21 protein-coding genes are annotated in these 22,189 nt (G+C 68.4%); 1 reads left to right on the forward strand and 20 read right to left on the reverse strand.

All coding sequences use genetic code 11. The features are described 5' to 3' along the window. From VEW47_15845 to VEW47_15875, 7 genes are all read right to left on the reverse strand, one after another. The coding region (locus VEW47_15845) for a polysaccharide biosynthesis/export family protein (GenBank protein HYS06651.1) at positions 1 to 548 on the reverse strand (548 nt) is incomplete at its 3' end. 8 nt (positions 549 to 556) lie between these two features. Further along, a complete protein-coding gene (locus VEW47_15850) occupies positions 557 to 1,681 on the reverse strand; it encodes an outer membrane beta-barrel protein (protein ID HYS06652.1) in 1,125 nt (374 codons plus the stop codon). A 133-nt stretch (positions 1,682 to 1,814) separates the two neighbouring features. Then, positions 1,815 to 2,405, reverse strand: a complete 591-nt coding sequence (locus VEW47_15855; GenBank protein HYS06653.1) for a carboxypeptidase-like regulatory domain-containing protein — start codon at positions 2,403 to 2,405, stop codon at positions 1,815 to 1,817. Between the two features lie 225 nt (positions 2,406 to 2,630). Continuing rightward, complete coding sequence (locus tag VEW47_15860; GenBank protein ID HYS06654.1) at positions 2,631 to 3,407, reverse strand: DUF4388 domain-containing protein; 777 nt, start codon at positions 3,405 to 3,407, stop codon at positions 2,631 to 2,633. Positions 3,408 to 3,691: 284 nt separating this feature from the next. Then, complete coding sequence (locus VEW47_15865; protein HYS06655.1) at positions 3,692 to 5,923, reverse strand: PEGA domain-containing protein; 2,232 nt, start codon at positions 5,921 to 5,923, stop codon at positions 3,692 to 3,694. Continuing rightward, a complete protein-coding gene (locus VEW47_15870; GenBank protein ID HYS06656.1) occupies positions 5,920 to 7,584 on the reverse strand; it encodes a tetratricopeptide repeat protein in 1,665 nt (554 codons plus the stop codon). Before VEW47_15870 ends, VEW47_15865 begins: the two co-directional genes overlap by 4 nt. Beyond that, complete coding sequence (locus tag VEW47_15875) at positions 7,581 to 9,632, reverse strand: serine/threonine-protein kinase (protein ID HYS06657.1); 2,052 nt, start codon at positions 9,630 to 9,632, stop codon at positions 7,581 to 7,583. Before VEW47_15875 ends, VEW47_15870 begins: the two co-directional genes overlap by 4 nt. Positions 9,633 to 9,868: 236 nt before the next feature. Between VEW47_15875 and VEW47_15880 the strand changes: the two genes are divergently transcribed. Beyond that, the gene (locus tag VEW47_15880) at positions 9,869 to 10,648 is read left to right on the forward strand and encodes a bifunctional nuclease domain-containing protein (GenBank protein ID HYS06658.1); all 780 of its coding nucleotides are present in this window, start codon (positions 9,869 to 9,871) and stop codon (positions 10,646 to 10,648) included. Here the strand turns inward: VEW47_15880 and VEW47_15885 are convergent. From VEW47_15885 to VEW47_15945, 13 genes are all read right to left on the reverse strand, one after another. Continuing rightward, positions 10,635 to 11,345: a metallophosphoesterase family protein gene (locus VEW47_15885; protein HYS06659.1), complete on the reverse strand. Its 711-nt coding sequence runs from the start codon at positions 11,343 to 11,345 to the stop codon at positions 10,635 to 10,637. The two genes, VEW47_15880 and VEW47_15885, sit on opposite strands and share 14 nt — an antisense overlap. 234 nt (positions 11,346 to 11,579) lie before the next feature. Next, positions 11,580 to 12,407 carry a response regulator gene (locus VEW47_15890; GenBank protein ID HYS06660.1) on the reverse strand — a complete coding sequence of 276 codons (828 nt, stop codon included), beginning with the start codon at positions 12,405 to 12,407 and terminating at the stop codon, positions 11,580 to 11,582. 14 nt (positions 12,408 to 12,421) lie between these two features. Next, on the reverse strand, positions 12,422 to 13,078 hold the full coding sequence (locus VEW47_15895; GenBank protein ID HYS06661.1) for a histidine kinase dimerization/phospho-acceptor domain-containing protein: 657 nt from the start codon (positions 13,076 to 13,078) through the stop codon (positions 12,422 to 12,424). A 159-nt stretch (positions 13,079 to 13,237) separates the two neighbouring features. Continuing rightward, the gene (locus VEW47_15900) at positions 13,238 to 14,215 is read right to left on the reverse strand and encodes a threonine/serine dehydratase (GenBank protein ID HYS06662.1); all 978 of its coding nucleotides are present in this window, start codon (positions 14,213 to 14,215) and stop codon (positions 13,238 to 13,240) included. Positions 14,216 to 14,223: 8 nt separating this feature from the next. Further along, positions 14,224 to 15,369, reverse strand: coding sequence for a 3-dehydroquinate synthase (gene aroB / locus VEW47_15905; GenBank protein HYS06663.1), 1,146 nt, complete (start codon positions 15,367 to 15,369; stop codon positions 14,224 to 14,226). A gap of 1 nt (position 15,370) precedes the next feature. Next, positions 15,371 to 15,889, reverse strand: a complete 519-nt coding sequence (atpF, locus tag VEW47_15910; protein HYS06664.1) for a F0F1 ATP synthase subunit B — start codon at positions 15,887 to 15,889, stop codon at positions 15,371 to 15,373. Positions 15,890 to 15,902: 13 nt separating this feature from the next. Continuing rightward, positions 15,903 to 16,133, reverse strand: coding sequence for an ATP synthase F0 subunit C (gene atpE, locus VEW47_15915; protein ID HYS06665.1), 231 nt, complete (start codon positions 16,131 to 16,133; stop codon positions 15,903 to 15,905). Positions 16,134 to 16,196: 63 nt separating this feature from the next. Continuing rightward, positions 16,197 to 17,024 (reverse strand): F0F1 ATP synthase subunit A, encoded by an 828-nt coding sequence (gene atpB / locus VEW47_15920; GenBank protein HYS06666.1) that lies wholly within the window; start codon positions 17,022 to 17,024, stop codon positions 16,197 to 16,199. Then, entirely contained in the window at positions 17,021 to 17,401 is a 381-nt protein-coding gene (locus tag VEW47_15925; protein HYS06667.1) for a hypothetical protein, read from the reverse strand. The genes atpB and VEW47_15925 overlap by 4 nt, the downstream gene beginning before the upstream one ends. Then, complete coding sequence (locus VEW47_15930; protein HYS06668.1) at positions 17,401 to 17,643, reverse strand: AtpZ/AtpI family protein; 243 nt, start codon at positions 17,641 to 17,643, stop codon at positions 17,401 to 17,403. Before VEW47_15930 ends, VEW47_15925 begins: the two co-directional genes overlap by 1 nt. Before the next feature lie 40 nt (positions 17,644 to 17,683). Beyond that, the gene (locus VEW47_15935) at positions 17,684 to 19,207 is read right to left on the reverse strand and encodes an NADH-quinone oxidoreductase subunit N (protein ID HYS06669.1); all 1,524 of its coding nucleotides are present in this window, start codon (positions 19,205 to 19,207) and stop codon (positions 17,684 to 17,686) included. Then, entirely contained in the window at positions 19,204 to 20,859 is a 1,656-nt protein-coding gene (locus VEW47_15940; GenBank protein HYS06670.1) for an NADH-quinone oxidoreductase subunit M, read from the reverse strand. Before VEW47_15940 ends, VEW47_15935 begins: the two co-directional genes overlap by 4 nt. Before the next feature lie 16 nt (positions 20,860 to 20,875). Further along, on the reverse strand, positions 20,876 to 22,189 hold a 1,314-nt coding region (locus VEW47_15945; GenBank protein HYS06671.1), incomplete at its 5' end, for an NADH-quinone oxidoreductase subunit L.

The raw sequence follows: 22,189 nt of genomic DNA on the forward strand, positions 1-22,189 counted from the left end.
GCGTCGGTGGCGCCGCCGGCGACGGCGCGGATGACGAACAGGTGCGAGCCGGCCTCCTTCTCGAGGCCGCCGGCCTCGGACAGCACCTGGAGGAGCGTGCGCGGGCCGAGCATCTGATAGACGCCGGGCTTGCCGACAGCGCCGATGACCGACACCTTCTTGCTGCCGAACTCGCGCACGAACACGGACACCTGGGGGTCCTGCAGGTACTTCTGGCTCAGCGCCTCCTTCAGGTGGTCCTCGAGCTGCATCGCGGTGAGCCCCTTGACCTCCATCTCTCCCAGGAGCGGCAGGGAGATCGTCCCCTTCTCGGAGACGCGCACGATGCGGTTCAGCTCGGGGATCTCGAAGACGCTGATCTCCAGGAGATCCTCGGCGCCGACCGGGTGCTCCGGGCCGGCGATCGTCGCCAGGGGGATTGCGGCGTCGACCCCGGTCTCGAGGGGCGGCAGGATGGCGGCCGGCGGCGGAGTGGGCTCCGCGATCGTGTGGACGAGCGTGCCCTGCAGCAGGAGCGCTGCGAAAAGAGCTGCTGGAGTTCGCGTCATGGGCTCACCTAGAAACTGTAAGTCGTGCCGAACGTGTAGAAGCTCCGGGTCCGGTCGTAGAAGTCGTCCGTCGAGTCGCGCGTCACGCGGGAGGCGGTGATTCCGATGGTCATCTGGGGATTCGTGCGGTAACGCACGGTCGTCTGCCAGGTGGTCAGGCGGTCGTCGTGGATCAGCAGCACGCCTGGCGAGGACACGCTCATGACTTCCTTCGGGTAATGGTTGAATCCCCGGCTGTAATAGACCTCGCCGCTCACCCGGCGGGAGAAGAACTGTTCGTAGGCCGCCGACCACTGGGTGCCGACGTAGTACAGGTTGTCCCCCAGGGTCGAGAACTCGACGTTGCGGTCGAAGCCTGTCTTCACCCGGCCGGCCCGCCCCACACGCGTCGTCAGATGTCCGTCGCCGACGATGCCGTGGTAGTCGCTGCCGTCACGGTCAGGCGCCGTCATCACCAGCGGACCGGCGCGCAGATCCCCCTGCACCGCTGCGGTCGGGTCGAAGCGGAAGCCGGGCAGGAGGGCGCGCTTGCGTGTGTCGCGGTCCTGCCTCCTGTCGTCGAAGGCGATGCTCGACACCGCCCCCTCGAGCGTGAACGTCGTCTTCGGAAGCACTTTCACTTCGCCGATCACCGACAGGGTGGTCTCGTCGCGGTTCAACAGCGCGCCGATGTCGCCCAGCGTCGGGTCTTCGGTGCTGTAATCGATGCGCTCGTCGCGAAGGTACGACTTGAGCCCCAGGCGTCCCCGGCCGAGGGTGCGGAAGCCGGCCGTCACGGCGTTGTTGTCGCGGCGGATGCGCTGATCGATCTCACTGCTGGGGCGCTCGCGATCGGAGGCGTAGCGCTCCTCGAGCGACAGCGCGGCGCGCTTCAGCAGCAGGACGCCGCGCGCCCGCGCCGACCCGTTCCAGTGATCGAGGTCGGTGTTCTTCTGGAAGGTCACGTAGTCCGCCTCCTGGAAGAGCCGCAGGCCGCCGCGGTCCCCCGCCAGAAGGACGGCGTCCAGCCCCGCGCCGGCTGTGGCGGTGCTGTCCCCCTCGCGCGTATGGGCCTCGAAGCGGATGTTGTCGTCGTACCCGACGTCCTTGAGGACGGCGAAGGGGCGCAGGTGGAACGGCCCGGCGCGGCGCATTCCTTCGGTCGACAGGTCGGGATCGGCCTCAGGCGGCGCGTCCAGCGTCCCGGCGACCGCCGTTCCCGTCCACGCCGCGAGCGCGCAGGCCAGCGCGACGCCTCGGAGGCGCCGTCCGCGGACGACCCACGGTTCAGGGGGACGAGGGGCTGGCGTTGTTGTTGCCCTTCGTGTTGTTGTAAATCGCCACCGCGGCTCCCGCCGACAGGACGCCGATGAGCACCTTCCCCGAGGTCGAGGTCCAGAACGGCGGCGACTGGAGCGTCGTCTCGCCCACGATCGTCGCGCTTCCCTGGGGGGCTGGGTACTTGGGGATCGTCCGGTTCGCCGGTTTCGACGGCTGCAGGGAGTAGGACTTCGACACGCTCTCCCCCGGCCCGACATCCTGGATGTGGTCCGCCACGAACAGGTTCCCGCCCACCTCGATCACGACGTCGTAGGTGCCCGCCGGCAGGCCTCGGATGTCGTAGTTGCCGTTGTCGGTGGTCTCCTCGCTGGTGTACTTGATCCCGGTCCGCACGTTGATCGCCGTCACCTTCCCCCCGGCCAGCGACGCCTTCTCGTCCGACTGGTAGAGCGTGCCGTGGATCGAACCGTGCCCGACCTCCTCGTCGCCCGCCGCCTGGGCGGGCCGGAAGGTCGTGAGGGCTGGAACGGACGCCAGGCAGAGCGACAGGGCGAGAGCCAGGGCTCCGCGCGCGGTATCGGGTCGGCGAATGGCCATCTCCTTGGACCTCCAACGTGATCTGGACGTGCTGTTGCTGATTGGAGCAGGAACGCGCAGAACATATATCCGGCGCGGCTTCGATCCGTCAATAGGGACAGAATGCCGATGGATCGGGGCATTCCGGACGACTAGCCCCTGAAAGTCTTGCGCGGCGGTCTGTATGCGGGGGGTCTGTTTGTCGAATTTTCCCGGTTAGGGTGCGGCCCCCAACCGGTCCCGGATCTACGACTTCATCAGGGCGCCGAGGATGAGAAGCGCCCAGACGGTGCGGCAGACATCGTAGTCGTTGAGCTTGCTGGCTTCGCAGATCTCCTCGAGCGACGTCGGAGCGTCGCACATGTGGAGGATCTCCTTCTCTTCGGGAGACAGCGGCAGGTCGCGCGTGATCTTCGGCATGTCGCGGGTCGCGCGGTACTCGGTGTTGAGACCGCCGACCTCTTCGTAGACACGGGCCCAGGACTCGATCCGCTTCACCGCCTCGAGGAGCATGATGTCGGCCGGGGCGCCGATGACGATCGTCTCGGCGCTCGGGACGCGGCTCTCGAACGAGTAGCGACCGCGCGTCCACTGGAAGATCGAGTAGACGATCTCGCGCACCTGGATGCGGATCCACTTCTCGACGTCTTCGCTGGTGAGCATCTTGAACCGGACCATCACCTCGCCCAGGCGGTCCTTGGTGACGATCATCACCTCGAGTGCCCGCATCAGGCTCTTCAGCGAGATGGCCCCCGACTTCAGCAGGAACTGCGAAAAGCGGTCGTCGCGCTGGTTGGAGGAGGCGAACAGGACGTGTCCCTCGCCGAACTGGATCGACTTCTTGATGTCTCCGTCGGTGAGGTGAAGGAAGCCGGTGACGCGCACCTCCGAGAACTCGTGGAACAGGTTCGGGAGCGTGGTCGACCGGATATCCCCTTCGCGTGCGACCCGTCCGGGGACGCCGGTGGCGCGTCCCTGCGGGGACGGAGAAGAGGGCCGGGACGAAGAGGCGGCGCGGTTCATGATTCGAAAATGTAGTGTCCGGTCAGGGCCTCGTCAACCTGCCTTGGCGCCGGTGCAGACCCAGGCGCCGGGGGGCGGGCGGGGCAGGGGCGCGGCTCATGTTCGCTCGCGCGGCATACTGAGTGCCTCGCCAGCGCGCATGGCGCGGCTCAAAATCGCCACGCCCCTGCCCCGCCCGCCCCCCGGCGCCCGGACGGCTTCTGCGTGCAGGTTGACGGTCCCTTGGAACGATGGGCTAATGAAGAGCAGGGGCATTCAGTAGTTTTGCGGAGCCGCCACGGCACTTACTCGATCGCTTTGAGCATGCGTGCTGCGGCTGCGGAGGCGGAGGGGCCGTCGCCGGTGTCGAGGGTGCTCCCCGCCTGGCCGGCCGCCTGCTGGAAGGCCTCGCGGGCGGCCTGGGGGTTCCCCCGCCTCAGGGCGTTCAGGCCGCGGTAGTAGAGGACGGTCCCCTGCGACACCCCCACGACCGCCGGGAGGGAGGCGCGCGCGAACCCTTCCGCGTCCGCCTTGTCGTAGGCGCGGAAGTGCATGTAGATCACGCCGAGGTTCAGGAGCGCCGCCCCCTTCTCCGCCTCGTCGGCGGCCGCCCGCGCGCGCAGACGGAACTCGGCCAGGGCGCGGTTGTAGAGGAGCGCCGGATCGCTGAGCGGCACGACGATCGGACCGTCGTCGGGGGCGACCCGCACGGTCCGCGGACCGCCGCTTCCTTCGACCGCCAGGACGAGCGTCGGCCGGAGACCGCCCGGCCGCGCCATCTCGGCGGCGACCGCCTGCTGCACGTCGCGCACGCTCCCGGTCTTGCGGCTGCCGATCGCCTTGACCCGGTCGCCGGCGCGCAGCCCGCCCTTGGCGGCAGGCCCCCCGGGCAGGACGCGCACCGCGAGCGGTCCGTCGGCGTCCAACTGTCCCGGGTCGAGCAGCGTGTCCACCAGCCCCATCCCCCACCAGGGGCCCGACAGGGACGGCGCCGTGTCGAGACGGCGCACGAAATCGCGCGCCGCTTCCGGTTTGTCGGCGCGCAGCGCGACCACGTCGGGGGCGTGGTGCAGGACGGAGTAGAGGCCCAGGGTCCACGACTTGTCCGCGTCGCCGCCGAGCGTCAGGCCGGCCAGGACGAGGTCGGCCCTGGCCTTCGACGCAATCTCTTCCAGGAGCGCCGGCGACAGGATCGTGCCGGCGCGCACCTCGCCGGGGGCGGTGATCATCCATTTGATGACCGAGTCGCGCAGACCCTGCAGGATCTCGGGCGTACGCACGATGTTCAGGGTCTTGAGCCCCTTGTTGAGCTCGTCCAGGAGAGGCTTGTCCTCGTCGCTCCAGGTCGCCCGGCCCCACTCGTCGAGACGGAACGTCCCGAGGTAGATGAGCGTCGGACGCAGGCGGACGTCGAGCGTGTTCACCTCGCCGGGGATCAGGCGGATGCGCTCGGACCAGGAGCCGACGTCCTGCTTGACCACCCAAAGATCGCGCTCGCCGCCGCACAGCCCCTGCATGGTGAACGGCGTCGTCCCTTTCTTGTCGCCGTCCACGAAGACATCGGCTCCCGAAGGCGTCGAGGTCAGACGCACCTCGGTCTTGGCCTCCTGCAGGATGACCGGCGTGAACTTGAGCGGGGCGTTGGCCTCGGGATCGAGCGACACTTTCACCGTGAGGGTGCGGCTGGTGTAGCAGTCCTTGTCGAAGCCGACCTTGTGATCGCCGGGCGTGACCATCGGAAGGAGGAGAGGGGCGGAGGCGTTCTGCGGATCCGCGCCGGCCTGCCGCGCCATCTCCTGGGAGTCGGGGGTCGGCGGCCCCGCGCTCGTCCCGTACGGCTTCCCGTCGATCGTGACCGAAACACCGGCGGGGACGGTGACGAACTGCAGCACGCGGCGGTTCGGGCGCAGACGCACCTCCTTGCGCGTCTCGGCCCCGGCCACGACCGCGAACATCTCCTCGTACGGATCGTAGCCGTCAGCCTCGATGCGCAGCGTGCGGGTGCCGGACAGGAGCGGCACCTTCCCCCCCTCCTGCGGCTCGACCGGCTCGCCGTCCACCAGCACGTGCGCCTTCGCTGGATCGACCAGCAGGGTCAGGATCCCGGCGATCTTGGCGCGCACCCGGTCGAACAGGTCGACGACTTTCGGCGACACCGTCTGGCGGTCGATGGCGTAGGCCGGGTTGAGCTTCAGAAGCGCCGTGAAGTCGGCCTCGGCGCCGCGCGCGTTGCCGAGGTTGAACTGGGCGCGCGCCCGCATGTCGTAGGCGGTGCAGAGCAGGCGCATCTCTTCGACGCTGAGGTCCTTCGCCTTCTTGTCCTTGCGCGGCTCGATGATCGACGACAGCTCGCGCGCGGCGCCGAGGAAGTCGAGGTTGTCGAGCCTCTCGCGCGCCCGGTTGAAGGCGGCGCGCATCGTCTTCAGGTCGGCGGTGAGGTCCTCCTCCTCCTGCGCGAACGCGGGGAGGCAGGAGACAGCGACTACGCCCAGCAGGGACGCCGCGAACAGGAACCGAAGCGCGCGCCGGGCCGTCATTGGAACCTCAGGACCGCCGGGCTCTTGCGGCCGGACACGTAGACCCGTCCGATGGCGTCCACCGCCACCGACGACGCTTCGCCGATACGGGAGAGCGCCTCCTTCGGCGGGCGGATGACCGTGATGCGCTCCCCGGTCGGGGAGGCGACGTACACGAAGCCGCTCCGACCGTCCAGGAGGTAGAGATCGCCGAGGCCGTCGGCCGCCAGGGCGACCAGCTCGGTGGCGCCGAGCCCTGCGAGGTTGACCTTGCGCGTCGTCTTCCCCTGCGTCAGCTCGAGGGCGAACTTGAAGCGCGACTCGAGGACGAACACGCCGCCGTCCTCGTTCTTCGCCAGATCGGCGAAGCGTCCCTCCTTCACGTCCGGGCGGATGTAGCCGGCCAGGCGCCGGGAGCGGTCGTAGATCAGCAGGATGTTGTCGCGCGGATCGAGAAGGTACACGCGGCCGGACAGGTCGGTGGCCACAGGACCGAACTCGCGCGGCGGCCGTCCGTCGTACGATTTCAGGTCGGGGCCGCTCCAGTTCTTGGCGTTCAAGGCGATCTGGCCGCCGCCCGAGATATAGACCGCCAGGCCGTCCCCCACCGCGACGTAGTCGGGGGAGGGATGCGGGATGCGCTCCTGCACGCGCCCCTTAGGATCGAGGCGGAACACGCCGGGTGTCTTCGGGCTGGCCAGGACCAGGAGACCCTGCGCATCGACCGCGATGTCGCTGGCGCCGCGGAAGCTGGTGTCCTCGCTCTTGGTGGACGCGGCGCGCGTCGCCGGCGGCGCTCCGTACGTTGCGTCGAGCCGGAACAGCTCCGGTTCGAGGCCGGCGGCGGGCGGCGCCGGGCCGATCTTCTGGGCGGGAGGAGGGCTCAGCTGCTTCGGCCCGGCCCCCGCGCGCAGGAGCGCAGGCTGCACGCGCAGGCGGTGCAGCAGGGTGATCCGGTCGAGGGCGCGCGGGGCGAAGCGCGAATCGGAGTAGCGCGTGCGCACCCGCTCGAGGGCCAGCATCGCCTCGGTCGGATCGTCCAGGTGCGACAGGGCGACACCGTAGCGATACAGCGCCTCGGCGGCCAGCGGGCTCGCCGGGCTCTCGTCCATCAGACGCGCGAAGAAGTCCGCCGCCAAAGCCGGCCGGCCGCGCAGCGTTTCGCACATGCCGGACCCGAAGTAGGCGTCGTCGGCCGAGTCGCTGTCCGGGTAGACCTGCGCGGCCGTGGCGAAGCGGCCGCAGGCCTCGTCGAGGTCGGCCTTGGGATTCGCCGGCTCAAGGAACAGGTAGCCGAGCTTGACCAGCGCCTTGGGCGCCTCCCGGGAGGAGCGGTATTTCTGCGACAGCGCCAGGAGCAGGTCGGAGGCGTCCTTGATCGCCTGGGACGACGCCGAGCCGACCTGGTCCCAGGCGGCCACCGGATAGATCAGGTCGGCCGCCTTCAGGAGAGCCTGCGAGGCGAACGGGCTGTCGGGAAAATCCTGGGAGAGCTTCCTGAGGATGCGGATCCCCTCGTCGCGCTTCCCCTGCTTGACGGCGTCGATCCCCTGGCTGAAGGTGCGGGCGTCGAGCGGCCGGTCGTCGTCCGGCTGGGTCGCGGCGGGGGCCGAGGCGCCCGTGGTGCACAGCAGGACCGCCAGCGCCGGGGCCAGGATCGAGGCCCGGAGCTCTCGACTCAAAACTTCACCGTCACGAGCGCGTTCTTTCCGCCGGTCACCGCGACCGCCTGCTCCTGCTCGGCACCGTTCGGTACGAACACGACCTTGACATGGTGGCCGCCGGACGCAATCGGCAGCTCGAGCACCGGCGTGACATCGACGTAGACGCCGTCCACGAAGACCTTGCAGTTGCTCGGCTGCGCCTGGACCGTGAGCGTGCCGAGGGCCGGGAAGGTGATGACCGGCTGGGACTCCTTGCCCCCTTCGACGGTCACCTGGGCCGTCTCCTTCACGAACACCTTGTCGTTCTTGAAGGTCAGGCTGTATTTCCCCTCGGTCAGGGTGAGGGCCTCCCCCGCCTTGCCGATCCGCTTGTCCCCCGCGAAGATATCGAGGTCGTAGTCCGGCGGCTTCTTGATCCGCAGGGTGCCGGCCGGGATGGCGTCGAGCCGGATCGTCTTGAGAGTCTTCACCATTCCGTCGAAGTCGTCGTCCGGCTTGTAGGTGGCGTTCCATGGGCGGTACCCCTCGTGCACCAGATCGAGGCTGCGCTCCTCGCAGCCGTCGAGGGCCAGGACCGCGGGGGTCACCTTGCCGGTGTCGTGCCCGTTCAGGCGGATGCGCGCCCCGGGCGGCTCGGAGGCGATCATCACCTCCTCCTGACGCGGTTTCAACTCCATCACCAGGTTCCCCTTGAAGGACGCCAGGTCGGACGCCGTCATCGCCGCCACCGCCCGGCGGCAGCCGGCCTGCGCGACGATGTCGTGCGGCCGCGTGTCGGAGAGCGCCAGCACCACTTTCGGCTCGGCCAGACGCGTCGAATCGATCGTGATCGTGCCGCCGTGCGGGATGGTCGAGACCTCGACCGACACCATGCCGTTCCGGCCGCCGGCAGGCGGCGCTCCTCCCACGGACGCCGACGTCACCTCGGCGGTGGCCCCATCATTCGCTCCGCCCGAGTCGAGTCCCGGCTCGTGACGGTTCACCAGCCGCGGGAAGAACACCAGCCCCAGGACCGCGAGCGCCACGACCGCCGCGATCTTCATCGAGTGACGGGCGGCGAACCCCGGCTCCGCCGGGATCGCCGCGACGACCTCCCCGCGCCGATCGCGCGTCGTCCGGTCGCCGCGCCGCCCCGGCCCGCCCCGGCCCGGGCGATTCAGCGTCCCCGACGACTGCGCCGTCCTCGCTCCCGAGGGCGGACGCGACATCCCCGGGAACGCCCGCGACAGCGTCTCGGGAGGCAGCCCCGCAAACGCCTTGGCGAGCTCGGCGACCAGCTCGCTGCCGGTCTGATAACGCCTGTCCGGCTCCTTATCCAGCGCCCTTTCCAGGATGCCGTTGAGCTCCGGCGGCAGCGCCGTGTTGTAGGCGGCGGGCGGGCGCGGGTCTTCGTACAGGACGCGGTAGATGATCGTCGAGATCGAATCTCCTTCGAACGGGCGCACGCCGGTCAGGAGCTCGTAGAGCACCACGCCGAGCGAGAAGAGATCGCTCCTGCCGTCCAGCTCGTGCCCCTGGATCTGCTCGGGGGACATGTAGCTGGGTGTCCCGAGGAGCACGCCGGCCTGCGTCAGGTTCGCGGACGGGTTCTTGGCCAGGCCGTAGTCGGTCACCTTCAGGACGCCACCCTTCAGCATCATCAGATTTGCAGGCTTGATGTCGCGGTGGATGACGTGGTTCTGGTGCGCGTAATCGAGCGCCGAGGCGGCCTGCTCGACGATCTCCTGCACCCGCCGCAGCGACAGGAGACTCTCCGGCTTGGTGTATTTCTCCAGCGTCTCCCCTTCGATGTATTCCATGGCGATGAACGAGACGCCGGCCTCCTCGCCGACGTCGAAGATCGTCACGATGTTCGGATGCAGGAGCTTGCCCGCGGCCTGCGCCTCGCGCAGGAAGCGCTGGCTGGTCTCGCGCGCCTCGTCCTCGGATGTCCCGGGCGGCAGGACGATCGTCTTGATCGCGACCTTGCGCTCGATCTTCGGGTCGTTGGCCAGGAACACCTGGCCCATCGCCCCCTTGCCGATCTCGCGGATGATTTCGAAGCGGCCCAGCCTGGTGAGATTCATAGACCGCTCGCCCCGGGTGAGTGTCTGCAGACCCGCAGTTGGGTCCGCGCGCGGGACCTCGACGTCCCGTAAGTGTCCACCGCAGCGTATTTTAGTGTCGGGTCGGGGGGCTGTCAAACCGGCGGATTTTTGCCCTCGGCGGGCGTATCTCCTTGCGGCTCTTTCAGTTATGGCTGGACGGCGCCGGTCGCCGCCCTCCTTTGGGCGTATATTGTTGGGATTCACGGGGGGTGACCATGTGGCTCTGCCTGCTCTTTCTCGCGATCTCCGTGGAGGCGCATGCCGCAGGACCGGGCCCCTCCCCTTCGCCCGCCCCGACCGTCGCCGCCGGGCCGGTGCCGGTGCACATCTCCGGCATCAAGATGATGGGCCCCGAGCAGGTCCTCCTCATGCTGGCGGACGAGACGGAAGAGCGCGCCGTGCCGATCTCCGTCGGCCGCGATCAGGGGATCGCCATCTACCTCGGCAGGATGAAGGCCGACACGCCGCGGCCGATGACGCACGATCTCCTCGCCAACATCCTGACCGTTCTCGGCGCGGTCATCGAGCGGGTCACCGTGACCGATCTGAAGTCCGACGTCTACTTCGCGGAGATCAGCCTGAAGGCGGCCGGCAAGGTGCACGCCATCGACGCGCGTCCCTCCGACGCCATAGCCCTCGCGGTGCGCACCGGCGCGCCGATGTTCGCGGCGCCGTCGCTCCTCAAGCCGGTCGATGTCCCGGGGAAGCCGGACTCGACGATCCACGCCGACCGTCGTCTCGGTCTGACCGTGCAGGAGCTCGATCGGGATCTGGCGGAATCGATCGGGGCTGCCGGTGTGACCGGTGTCCTGGTCTCGAGCGTGGCGCGGGGCGGCCCGGCGGAGCGGGCCGGGATCAAGCGGGGGGACATCGTGCGCGCCCTGGACGGCCGTGCGATCGTCTCGCTTCCCGCCTACCGCGAGGCGGCCGGACCGGTGGTGAAATCGCTCACGGTGTGGCGCGACGGGCGGGAGTCGACCTTCAGGACGCCTTGAAGAGCTGCAGCGCCTCGGACGGAAAGCGACGCTCCTTCGCCGTCCGCACCAGACGATCGACGTCGTAGGGGAAGCGGCGGTACTGCACCTCGACGTTGCCGTTCACCAGGATGACGACGTATCCGGTCAGGTTGGGAGTGTCCTGAGGATAGCCGACGCTGCCGGCGTTGACGAACTGGCGGCCGTCCACGATGCGGCGATAGGGTCTGTGGGTGTGGCCGAAGATGATGATGTCGGCGTCGGCGGCGTCCCCCATCTCGCGGAAATACTCTTCGTCGCGGTCTTCCCACAGGCAGGTCGAGTTGTCGATCGGCGTGGCGTGCACGACGACCGTGCTCCGGCCGGCCGCCTCCATGCGATTCTCGAACGGCAGGTCGCCGAGGCGATCGCGCGTCAGACGCTCGGTGTGCTCCAGCGTCCAGCGGTACGCCAGGTTCTCCAGGCGGCGCCTCGACCCGCCGCTGCCGTGCGCGCCGAAGTCCTCCGCCTGCGTCGCCACGCTCTCGTCCAGGTTGCCGCGCACGCCCGGAACGTTCTCGGCTCTGAGGAGCGCGACCGTCTCCTCGGGAAACGGCGCGAAGCCGACCACGTCCCCGGTGTGGCAGAGGACGTCGTACCCCTCGGCGCGGCTCTCCCGCAGCGCCACCTCGAGGGCGGGCAGGTTTCCGTGGATGTCGCCGAGCGCGATGATCTTCATGTGATGGGCGGCGCGCGACCCGTCCGGACGGGCCGGCGAGCGTCGGACGATACCAGAACTGCACGACGTCTTTCAACCTCACGGGCACGACTGCGGGCCGCCTTCGCCCCGGCGGCACCGCGAGGCGGGCGCGCGGCGGGGTGCGGCTCATGCTCCCTCCCGCGGCGTATCGGGTGCCCCTCTCGGGCGCATGGCGCGGCTCGAAATCGCCGCGCCCCGCCACCCTGGGTCGTCCTAGGCGGCCTTGTCGGAGGCGATGCGGGGGCTGAAGGACAGGAGCGGGAGCTTCTCTTCCTGCGAGGTGCGGGGATTCCGGAACGGGATGAAGCCGCGGTCGCGGTCCTCGGCGGCGTAGAGACCGGTCGCGATCTCGTTGAGGCGCTTGACCAGCTTGGCGGCCGCCTTCTTCGCCTCCGGCTCGCCGCCGCGCAGGACCAGCGTGAGGCCGTTCACGTCGTGCAGCTCGACCGGCCCCGGATCGTCATGGTCCTTCAGGAACTCCTCGGCGGCGACGCGGAACTGCCGGTACGCCTCGCCCAGCTTGAACTCCCCGTACTTCTTGCGGAAGATGTCCATGGCGCGCGGGTCCCACTCGAGGTGTACGACCCGGCCGTCCTCGCCGCGCTCGTGTCTTTTGAGCAGCTCCTCGGCCACCCCGGAGGCGTGGACCGTTTGCTGCTGCTGTTGCTGCTGCCTCACCTTCAGGAGGCGATCGATCGTCTTGACCAGCTCCTTCGTGCTGAACGGCTTGGTCAGATACTCGTCGGCCCCGCAGTCCTTCCCCCAGAAGACGTCCTGCTGCGCGCTCTTGGCGGTCAGCATGATCACCGGCACGTCGTGGGTCGCGCGATCGGTCTTCACGCGGCGGCAGACCTGGAAGCCGTTCACCTTCGGCATCATGACGTCCATGATGAGAAGGTCGGGCTTCTCCTGCGCCACCACGGACAGGGCCATCTCGCCGTCCTCGGCGAGGACGACGGTGTAGCCGTCCCCCTCGAGGCTGATCTTCAGGATCTCCCGGATGTTCGGCGAGTCGTCGGCGACCAGGATCTTACCGGGCATGTTGTGTCTCCATCTCAGGCCGTGGCGCGGCCGCGGCCGTCCGCCGCCTGGGCGGCCTTGGCGCGCGCCGTCGCGTCGTCGATCAACGACAGCATCATCAGCATCCCCTTCCCCAGCATCCCCAGGAGCCGGACCTGCTCGGGCGTCAGCTGCCCGAGGCGGCCGGACTCCAGGAGCTCGACGGCGCCGCTCATCGACGCCAGGGGCGTGCGCAGGTCGTGCGCCAGCTCGCGGATCGAATCCCCCTCTCGCGGGCCGAGACCGAAGGCGTCGGTGATCTCCAGGACCAGCGCCGCCGCCTGACCGTCGCCGCCGGCGCCGAGCGGCCCGGCCGAGACCGAGTAGAAGCGTCTCTTGTCGAGCTCGACGGCGACCACGCGGCGGGTCGGGGCGCACAGCCGGCGCGCCTCGTCGATGGCGGCGCCGATGCCGTCGAGGAGCTGGTCGGGCATGTCGTCCGAGGGGGGGATGCGCGACGGCGCGGGGGCGTCGACGATTCTCCGCCAGCCGCTCGCCCGGAGGACCGACCCGGCTCGGTCGACGACCACGACGGCCGCGCCGAGGCAGTCCATCTCGTGGTGCGCATGGCTCGAAGGCGAGTCCGCATCCGGCTGCCTCTTTGCGCCGCGCACGTTGCCGCCGGTCTTCTGCCCGGAATGTTTCTTCGCCACGCGCTCGTATCCTCGTTCCCGCCGAACGGGCCGGCCCCCGCGCCTGCGGGGTTACCCGGCCAATATAAGGAAGTTGCGCCGCGTCGCAAGGATCGAGATCGCGCCAGCGTTTTGACGGTCGGGATGAAGGGAGAGGACCAGCGGCGCGACAGCGGGAGGCTAGATCTCCCCGTCCAGGACGCGCCGGAGGGTCACGGCATCGATGTTTGCGCCCGACAGGATGACCCCGACGGTCTTGCCGGCCAGGGTGTCGCGCAGCTTGAGGAGCCCCGCCAGCCCGGCAGCCCCCGCCCCTTCGGCGAGGTTGTGGGTGGTGCGCAGCAGGAGTCGCAACGCCTCGGCGATCTCCCCCTCCGTCACCGTCACGAAGCCGGCCAGCCCCTCGCGCAGGGCGGGAAAGGTCAGGTCGTAGACGTTACGGGTCGCCAGGCCGTCGGCGAAGGTGTCGGCCGAATCCTTGGCGATGGCGCGTCCGGCGTGCCAGGAATCGTGGATGGCCGAGGCCCGCTCCGCCTGGACACCGTAGACTTTCAGATCCGGGCGCAGCTCGCGCGCGACCGTGAGGGCGCCCACCGCCTGCGACCCGCCCCCGACGGCGATGACCAGCGCCTGGAGACCCGGGCTCTCCTCCAGGATCTCGAGCGTCAGCGTGGCCGCGCCGGCGATGACCAGGGGCTCGTTGGTCGAGTGGGCCATGACGAGACCGCGCTCGCGAACGAGGGCCTCCGCCAGACGCACCACCTCGTCGTAATCGCGTCCTTGCTCGACGATCTCGACGCCGTACCCCCGCATCGCCTCGTTCTTCTCCGGATTGTTGCCGCGCGGCACGCAGATGGTCACTCGCCCCCCCAGCAGGCTGCCGGCAAACGCCAGCCCCAGGCCGTGGTTGCCGCGCGTGGCCGCCACGACACCGCGCCGGCGCACGTCGTCGGTCTGGGCGGTCATGAACGACAGCCCGTTGCGCACCTTGAACGAGTTGGTCGGGTTGTGGTTCTCGTGCTTGACGAGGACGCGCACGCCGTGCCCGACCTCGGCGTCGAGCGGAGCATAGGCGCGCAGCGGCGTCTTCTGGAGGTGGGGGCGGATGCGGTCGCGCGCCTTCAGGACGTCGGAGTAGGCGATCGGCCAGGTTCCCATCTAGTCTCCTAGACCTCCGCCGCCATGAGGCTGCGCGGCTTCGGCCGCAGGCGCCGCATGTCCTGCAGGATCTCGGTCACCAGGGTGTCGTTCACCGGGACCGCGTAATCCCCCCCCTCGCTCGCCATGCCGCCGATCCGGGTCGGCAGGGCGTAGGCGATCCGGCCCTGGCGGTTCTTCTTGTCGTGGCGCGCCACCTGGAGGATCGCGCCCGGCGTGAAGGCCGGCGGCACCGACGTCGGGAGACCGGTGGCGTCGCACAGCCGCGCGATGCGCGCCAGCGCCGCGGCCGACAGCATCCCCAGACGCGCCGCGACGCGGGCCTCGGCGACCATGCCGATCGCCACGGCCTCGCCGTGCGCCAGGCGGAAGCCGGACAGCGTCTCGATGGCGTGGCCGATGGTATGGCCGAAGTTGAGGATCTTGCGCCGGCTCGATTCGCGCGGGTCGTCCATCACCACCTTGGCCTTGATCAGGCAGCAGGCCTCGATGACGCGCGACATGAGGTCCGGCTCGCGGCTGAGGATCCGGTCCAGGTGGGTCTCGAGCGACGCGAATAGCGTCCGATCGGCGATCACGCCGCACTTGATCACCTCGGCCAGCCCCGAGGCGTAATGACGATCGGGCAGCGTCTTCAGGTAATCGACGTCGATGTACACCGCGGACGGCTGGTGGAAGGCCCCGATGAGATTCTTGCCGGCGGGGTGATTGATGCCGGTCTTGCCGCCGATCGACGAGTCGACCATGCCGATGAGCGTGGTCGGCACCTGCACGTACGGGACGCCGCGCTTGAAGGTGGCCGCCACGAAGCCGACGAGGTCGCCGACGACGCCGCCGCCCAGGGCCACCAGGGCCGTGTCGCGGCCGGCCCCCAGGCGGATGATGCCGTCCTCGATCTCGTCCCGCACCCGGCGCGACTTGCTCCCTTCCCCCGCCGGGAAGGAGATGAAATCGCAGGTCAGCCCGCGCCGCCTGAAGGCGGCCTGGAGGGATTCCCCCTGGCGCTCGAGATGCGAGTCGGTGATGATGACGTAGCGCTGGCCGAGGCGGCTCTTGCGCAGGGCCACGGTCATGCGCGGAGCGAGACCGCGGCCGATGCGGACGTCGTACGATTCGTCCGCGCCCTTGCGCAGATGGATCGGGACTCGGATCACGTTACCGGCGGGTCTCCCCCGGCTGCAGGTCGGTCAGGCCGCGAACGTAGTCGTCCACCAGCTGGCGCTGCGCGCTGTCGTCGAGGGAGCGGGTGATGAGGCGCTCCGCGGCCTGGATCGCCAGGTCGGCCACCTGCCTCCGGAGCTGCTCCATCGCCTGCTTCTGCTCGAACTGCACCTGCCTCTTCCCCTGCTCCACGAGATCCTGGGCCTCCTTGCGCGCCTGGGCGAGGATCTCCGCCCGCAGGGTCTCGGCCTCGCGCTTCCCCTGCTCGAGGATGGCCGCGGTCTCGCGCCGCGCCTGGGACAGGATCTCCTGGTTCCTGCGCTGGGTCTCCTCCCCCTCGGCGCGGGCCTTCTGCGCCTGCTCCAGCGATTCCCGGATGGTTCTCTCCCTCTCCTGGAGCGTCGTCAGGAGAGGCTTCCAGGCGAACTTCGCCAGCAGGCCGGCCAGGACGATGAATGTGATGACCGTCCAGAGGACGGTCCCGGGGTCGGGTGTGATCAGGTTGGAGCCCATGACGACCGCCTCTCTACTTGAACGCCAGCAGGACGCAGATCACCAGGGCGAACAGCGTCGCCCCTTCGATGAGCGCCGCGGCGATGATCATCCCCGTGCGGATGTCGCCGGCGGCCTGCGGCTGTCGCGCGCTTCCTTCCATCGCCGCCGCCGCCAGGCGTCCGATCCCCGCGGCCCCGCCCACGACGGCGAGCCCCGCACCGATGCCCGCCGCGAAATACGCCAGTCCGTTGCCCAGCTCCATGCCCGATCCCTCCTTGGACCCCGAGTGCCGGGGGACCGAGCGCCCCCCGGGATGAACAACGCTTCAGTGCTGTGGATGCACCGACATGCCGATGAACAGCGATGTCAGCATCGTGAAAATGTATGCCTGCAGGAAGACGACCAGGATTTCGATCCCGCTGATGAACAGGGCCAAAGGCACCGACAGGACGGCCCCGACCCAGACCATCTTCAAGATGAAGACCAGGCTGAACAGGGACAGGATCGCCACGTGCCCCGCGGTCATGTTGGCGAACAGCCGGATGCAGAGCGCGAACGGCTTGGTGAACATCCCGACGATCTCGACCGGGATCATGATCGGCAGCAGCCACATCGGCATGCCGTGCGGCACCAGGTTCCGGAAGTGGCCGTAGAGGCCGTACTCGCGCACGCCGCTCCACTGGATCATCACGAACGCCATCCCCGCGAGCCCCGCGGTGACGCTGATGTTCGAGGTGGCGGTGGCGCCGTACGGCAGGAGCCCCAGGCCGTTGCAGAACAGGATGAAGACGAACGTGCTGAGGAGGTACGGCACGTAGCGGTCGCCGTGCGGGCCGATGTTCTTGCGGGCCAGGTCGTCGCGCACGAACACCACGATCGCCTCGAGCACGTTCTGCATCCCGCGCGGCGCCAGGCTCCGCCGCCGCGTCGCCAGCCAGGCGATGAACACGATGAGCGCCGAGGCGATCCACATCATCACCACGTACTTGGTGATCGGCAGCTCCCGACCCAGGATATGGAGCACCGGCAGGTGGATCTCCCCGACGAACGGCACCTCCAGCGTCCGCGAGTCCAGGATGTGGTGGGCGATCAGCTCCGAGGGGCTGAACGCCTCGCCGGCCGATTCGGCCGCCTCCTTGACCGGCAGGCTCATGCCCTGGCACCCTTCAGTCGCTTCGTCACGAACAACACCTCCAGCGCCTGGAACACGAAATAGAAGCCCAGGAGCGAGGCGGCCACCGCCGTGATGCTGCAGCCCGCCGGCCGGCTCAACCCCACGAAGATCAGGACCCCGCAGAACAACACCAGCCTCCCGAGCATCCCGAACACCACGGCCCCGACGAACTCACGCGTCCCACGCCCGATCGACCGGGCGAGAAGGGGCATCCCGAGGACGGCGCCGAGCGCCGCCACCATCGTCCCCAGGATCGCGCCGCGCACCGTCGGCCCCTCGAGGCGTCCGCCGGATGCGGCCACTCCCGCCGAGCCGGCCGCGGCGATCAGGGCCACGGCCAGCGCGTAGCGCCGCATCAGCGCTTCCCCTCTCCCGGGCCCCGGTCCCCGCCGCGCGGCGGCAGGACCAGCCGGAAGAAGTTCACGAACCCTCCGACCATCCCCAGGATGAGCCCCGCCAGCAGAAACCACGGCTTGGTTCCGAAATGCCTGTCCAGCAGGAAGCCGATCCCCCCGAACGCCAGCATCGGTCCGATCAGCATGCCGCTGATCTGCGCGTACTTTATCGCATCAGGCAGAGAACCACGCGGCTCGGGCAATCCCCCGAATCCTCCTTCCGGCCAGGCTCCCGGGGCGCGCTCACGACGCCCAGGGCGCCAGGGACAGGATCGATTTCTCCGCGAAGGCGATGATCGGCTGCGGGTAGAGACCGAACACCAGCGTGAAAGCGATGCAGATTCCGACGGCGACGCGCTGTCCCCAGGACGGCGCGAACGCACCGGCGTCCTCCGGCGCCTTCATGTACATGTTCACCACGACGCGGATGTAATAGTAGAGCGAGATGGCGCTGTTGATCACCGCCACCACCGCGAGCCAGGCGTAATGGGCCTTCACGGCGGCGCCGAACAGGTACCACTTGCCGATGAAGCCGGCGGTCGCCGGGATGCCCGCGAGCGACAGCATGAACACCAGCATGGCGAAGGCCGCCCCCGGCGCGCGCCGCGCCAGCCCCGCGAAATCCGCCACGCGATCGCCGGCGACCTGCTCGCGCCGCAGGATGATGATCATCGCGAAGGCGCCGATGTTCACGAAGGTGTAGATGAGAAGGTAGAGAAGGACCGCCTGCAGCCCGTATTCGCGCGTCTCCACCGTGTCCCCCAGCCCGACGGCGACCAGGCCGAGAAGGACGTACCCCGCGTGCGCGATCGACGAGTACGCCAGCATCCTTTTGATGTTGTCCTGCAGGATGGCGGCGACGTTTCCCAGGGTCATGCTGCCGACCGAAAGGATCGCCAGGAGCGTGGCCCAGCGGTGCCCCAGCGGCAGGAAGGCCATGGAGAAGATGCGCGCCAGGGCCACGAACGCCGCCGCTTTCGACCCGGTCGACAGGAAGGCGGTCACCGGGGTCGGCGCCCCCTCGTAGGCATCCGGCGCCCACATGTGGAACGGCACGGCCGCGATCTTGAAGCCCAGACCGACGGTCACCAGGATGACCCCCAGGACGAAGATCGGCGCCTCGGGTCCCGCGAGCGCCATCTTGGAGCGCGACATGCCGATGAGCCCCAGGACCGTGGTCCCGGTCGACCCGTAGACCAGGGAGATGCCGTACAGGAAGATGCCGGTCGAGAACGACCCGAGGAGAAAATACTTGAGCCCCGCCTCGTTCGACTTGCGGTTGGTCTTGAGGAACCCGACCAGGATGTAGAACGACAGGGCCATCGTCTCGATCGACACGAAGATCGTGATGAAGTCGCCGGCGGAGGCCAGGAACATCATGCCGAGGACCGCGAACAGGATCAGGGCGTAGAACTCCCCCGCGTTGGCGCGCTCCACGTCCAGGTAGCGGGACGACACCAGGATGGTCAGGATCGCCGCCAGGAGGAACACCACCTTGAAGAAGACGCTGAACGCGTCGAGGATGAACAGGCCGCTGAAGCCGATCGTCACGTCGGGCGCCCGAAGCGCCTCAAATCCGAACCTCCACACGAAGGACAGGACGGACAGGAGGGTCATCAGGCACGTGAGACCCGCGAGGACGGGGGCCCAGAGCTTGCGCCCGGCCTCAGGCAACGCCGAGATGCCGAGCACGAAGAAGGCGCCCAGCGCGAGCACCAGCTCGGGCGTGATCAGACGGACGTCGCCCGCGTTGAACAGCGAGATCATCGACCCTCCGCCGCCGCGGTGGCGGCGATCGTGGAGGAGGGGGCCGGGGCGGCCGGGAGGGCCGCCGTCTGGCTCGACGGCTCGCCCGCGGACAGGCGCTGCGCGATGTCGGCCACGGGCTTCTCGAGGATGCGGAAGAACGGCTTCGGGTAGAGGCCGATCCAGAAGCAGCAGATCACGATCGGGACGAGCGTCATGATCTCCCGGAAGTTCAGGTCCTTGAGCTTGGCGTTCTCCGGGTTGTCCAGCTTGCCGAACATGGTGCGCTGGTACAGCCACAGCATGTAGGCGGCCCCCAGCACGATCCCCAGAGCGCCGCACACGGCCCAGAACATGCCGCCCAGACGCACGCCGCCCAGCCACGGGTAGAGCGTGAGAGCGTATTCGCCCGGGATGCGGAACGCCCCGACCAGGATGGTGAACTCGCCGATGAAGCCGTTCAGGGTGGGCAGGCCGATGGACGACATGGTGATGATCATGAAGAGCGTGGCGTACACCGGCATCTGCTTCGACAGCCCGCCGTAATCCGAGATCATCCGGGTGTGCCGTCTCTCATAGATGAGACCCACGATCAGGAAGAGCGCCCCGGTCGACAGGCCGTGGTTGATCATCTGCAAAATACCGCCGTTCAGCCCGGGCTGGTTCAGCGCGAACACGCCCAGCATGCAGAAGCCGAGATGGCTGACGGATGAGTACGCCACCAGCTTCTTCCAGTCCTTCTGCACCATGGCGACGAGGGCTCCGTATATGATGCCGATGACGGACAGCCCCAGCATGTACGGCAGGTAGTACTTCGTGGCGAAGGGGAGCATCGGCAGGGAGAAACGCACGAAGCCGTACGTCCCCATCTTCAGCAAGACACCCGCCAGGATGACCGACCCGGCGGTGGGGGCTTCGACGTGCGCGTCCGGCAGCCAGGTGTGGAACGGGAACATCGGCACCTTGATGGCGAAGCCGATGAAGAAGGCCAGGAAGACCCACTTCTGCATCTCGAGCCACTCGGGATTGGTCAGCGGTCCGAGGACACGGATCAGCTCGGGGATGTCGAAGCTGTAGGAGCTGCCCGTCACTTTGGGATAGTAGAAGTAGATCGCCAGGATGCCGAGCAGCATCAGGACCGACCCGAGCAGCGTGTACAGGAAGAACTTGATGGCAGCGTAGAGCTTGCGCGGCCCGCCCCAGATGCCGATCAGGAAGTACATCGGCACCAGCATCACCTCCCAGAAGATGTAGAACAGGAAGAAGTCGAGGGAGATGAAGACGCCCAGCATCCCGGTCTGGAGGATCAGCATGAAGACGTAGTACTCCTTCACCCGGTCGGTGATGGCCGTCCAGGACGACAGGATCGCGATGAACCCGAGGAAGGTGGTCAGAAGCAGCAGCAGGAGCGAGATGCCGTCGATGCCGACGTAGTACTGCACGCCGATGGACGGGATCCACGAGGCCTTGTTCTGGAACTGGAAGCCTCCCTGCGACGCGTCGTACATGAAGAACAGCGGCACCGACAGCAGGAAGTCGACGAGGGCGATCCCGGTGGCCGCCTGGATGATCAGCGTCTTCTTCTCCTTGTCGAGGAGGAGAAGCGCCAGGGCCCCGAACAGCGGCAGATAGGTGATCAGGTTCAGCGCGTGATCGGCATACCATTGCGACATCTTCGGTCCCCCGCGTTCAGTGACTCGAGGTGAGCAGGTACACGCTCACCAGGATGAAGACCCCCAGGATCATGGCCGTGGCATAGGACTGCACGACGCCGGTCTGAAGCTTCCGGAGCATCCAGGATGCTCCGCGCACGCTGTAACCGGCCAGGTTGACCAGGCCGTCGACGACGTACGTGTCGAACCCGACCGAGGTGTAGGAGACGGCCAGCGTGACGTAGGCGGAGGCGTTCACGAGACCGTCCACGATCCACTGGTCGAACCAGGCGGCCGCCCGGCACAGGGCGGCGTACGGGCGCAGAACGATCCGGTCGTACAGCTCGTCCACGAAATACTTGTTGACGATCAGACGGTACAGTCCGCTGGCGTTGTCCGCGAACCGCTCCGGGATCTCCGGCCAGCGCGCGTAGCAGGCCCACCCGAAGGCGAGCGAGAAGAAGGCGACGAGGAGCGACACCAGCATCAGAAGGATCTCGAGCCCGGGGGCATGGCCGGCCGTCTCGGCCCCGGTGCGGAACACGGGGGCCAGGTATCCCGCAAGGACGTTGGGGAGGCGCAGCACCTCGGGGATTCCCAGGAAACCGCCGACGGCCGACAGGACCGCCAGGACGACGAGCGGTCCTGTCATCGTGCGCGGCGACTCGTGCAGGTGGTGGCGGGTCTTTTCGTCGAAGCGTCCTTTCCCCTTGAACACCAGGGTATACAGCCGCGCCATGTAGAAGGCGGTCAGGCCGGCCGTCCCGACGCCGATCACCCACAGGAGCGGGTTCCTCTCCCAGGCCGCCCAGAGAATCTCGTCCTTGGAGAAGAAGCCGCTGAACGGGACGATTCCCGAGATCGCGAGCGTCGCGATGAGGAAGGTTCCGTGCGTCCAGGGAATGTGGCGTTCCAGCCCGCCCATCTTGCGGATGTCCTGCTCTCCCGACAGAGCGTGGATGACCGAGCCGGCGGCGAGGAACAGGAGAGCCTTGAAGAAGGCGTGCGTCATGAGGTGGAAGATCGAAGCCGAGAACGCCCCGACACCCGCCGCCAGCATCATGTAGCCGAGCTGCGACACCGTCGAGTACGCCAGCACCTTCTTGATATCGGTCTGGGCCAGGCCGATGCTCGCCGCGAACAGGGCGGTCAGCGCCCCGATCACGGCGACCGTGGTCATCGCCGTCTGCGACATCAGATAGAGCGGCGCCATCCGGCAGGTGACGTAGACGCCCGCCGTCACCATCGTCGCGGCGTGGATCAGGGCCGACACCGGCGTCGGGCCCGCCATCGCGTCCGGCAGCCACACGTACAACGGGATCTGCGCCGACTTCCCGCACGCCCCCACGAA

Source organism: Candidatus Dormiibacterota bacterium (assembly GCA_035635555.1).
Taxonomy (GTDB): domain Bacteria; phylum Acidobacteriota; class Polarisedimenticolia; order Gp22-AA2; family Gp22-AA2; genus Gp22-AA3.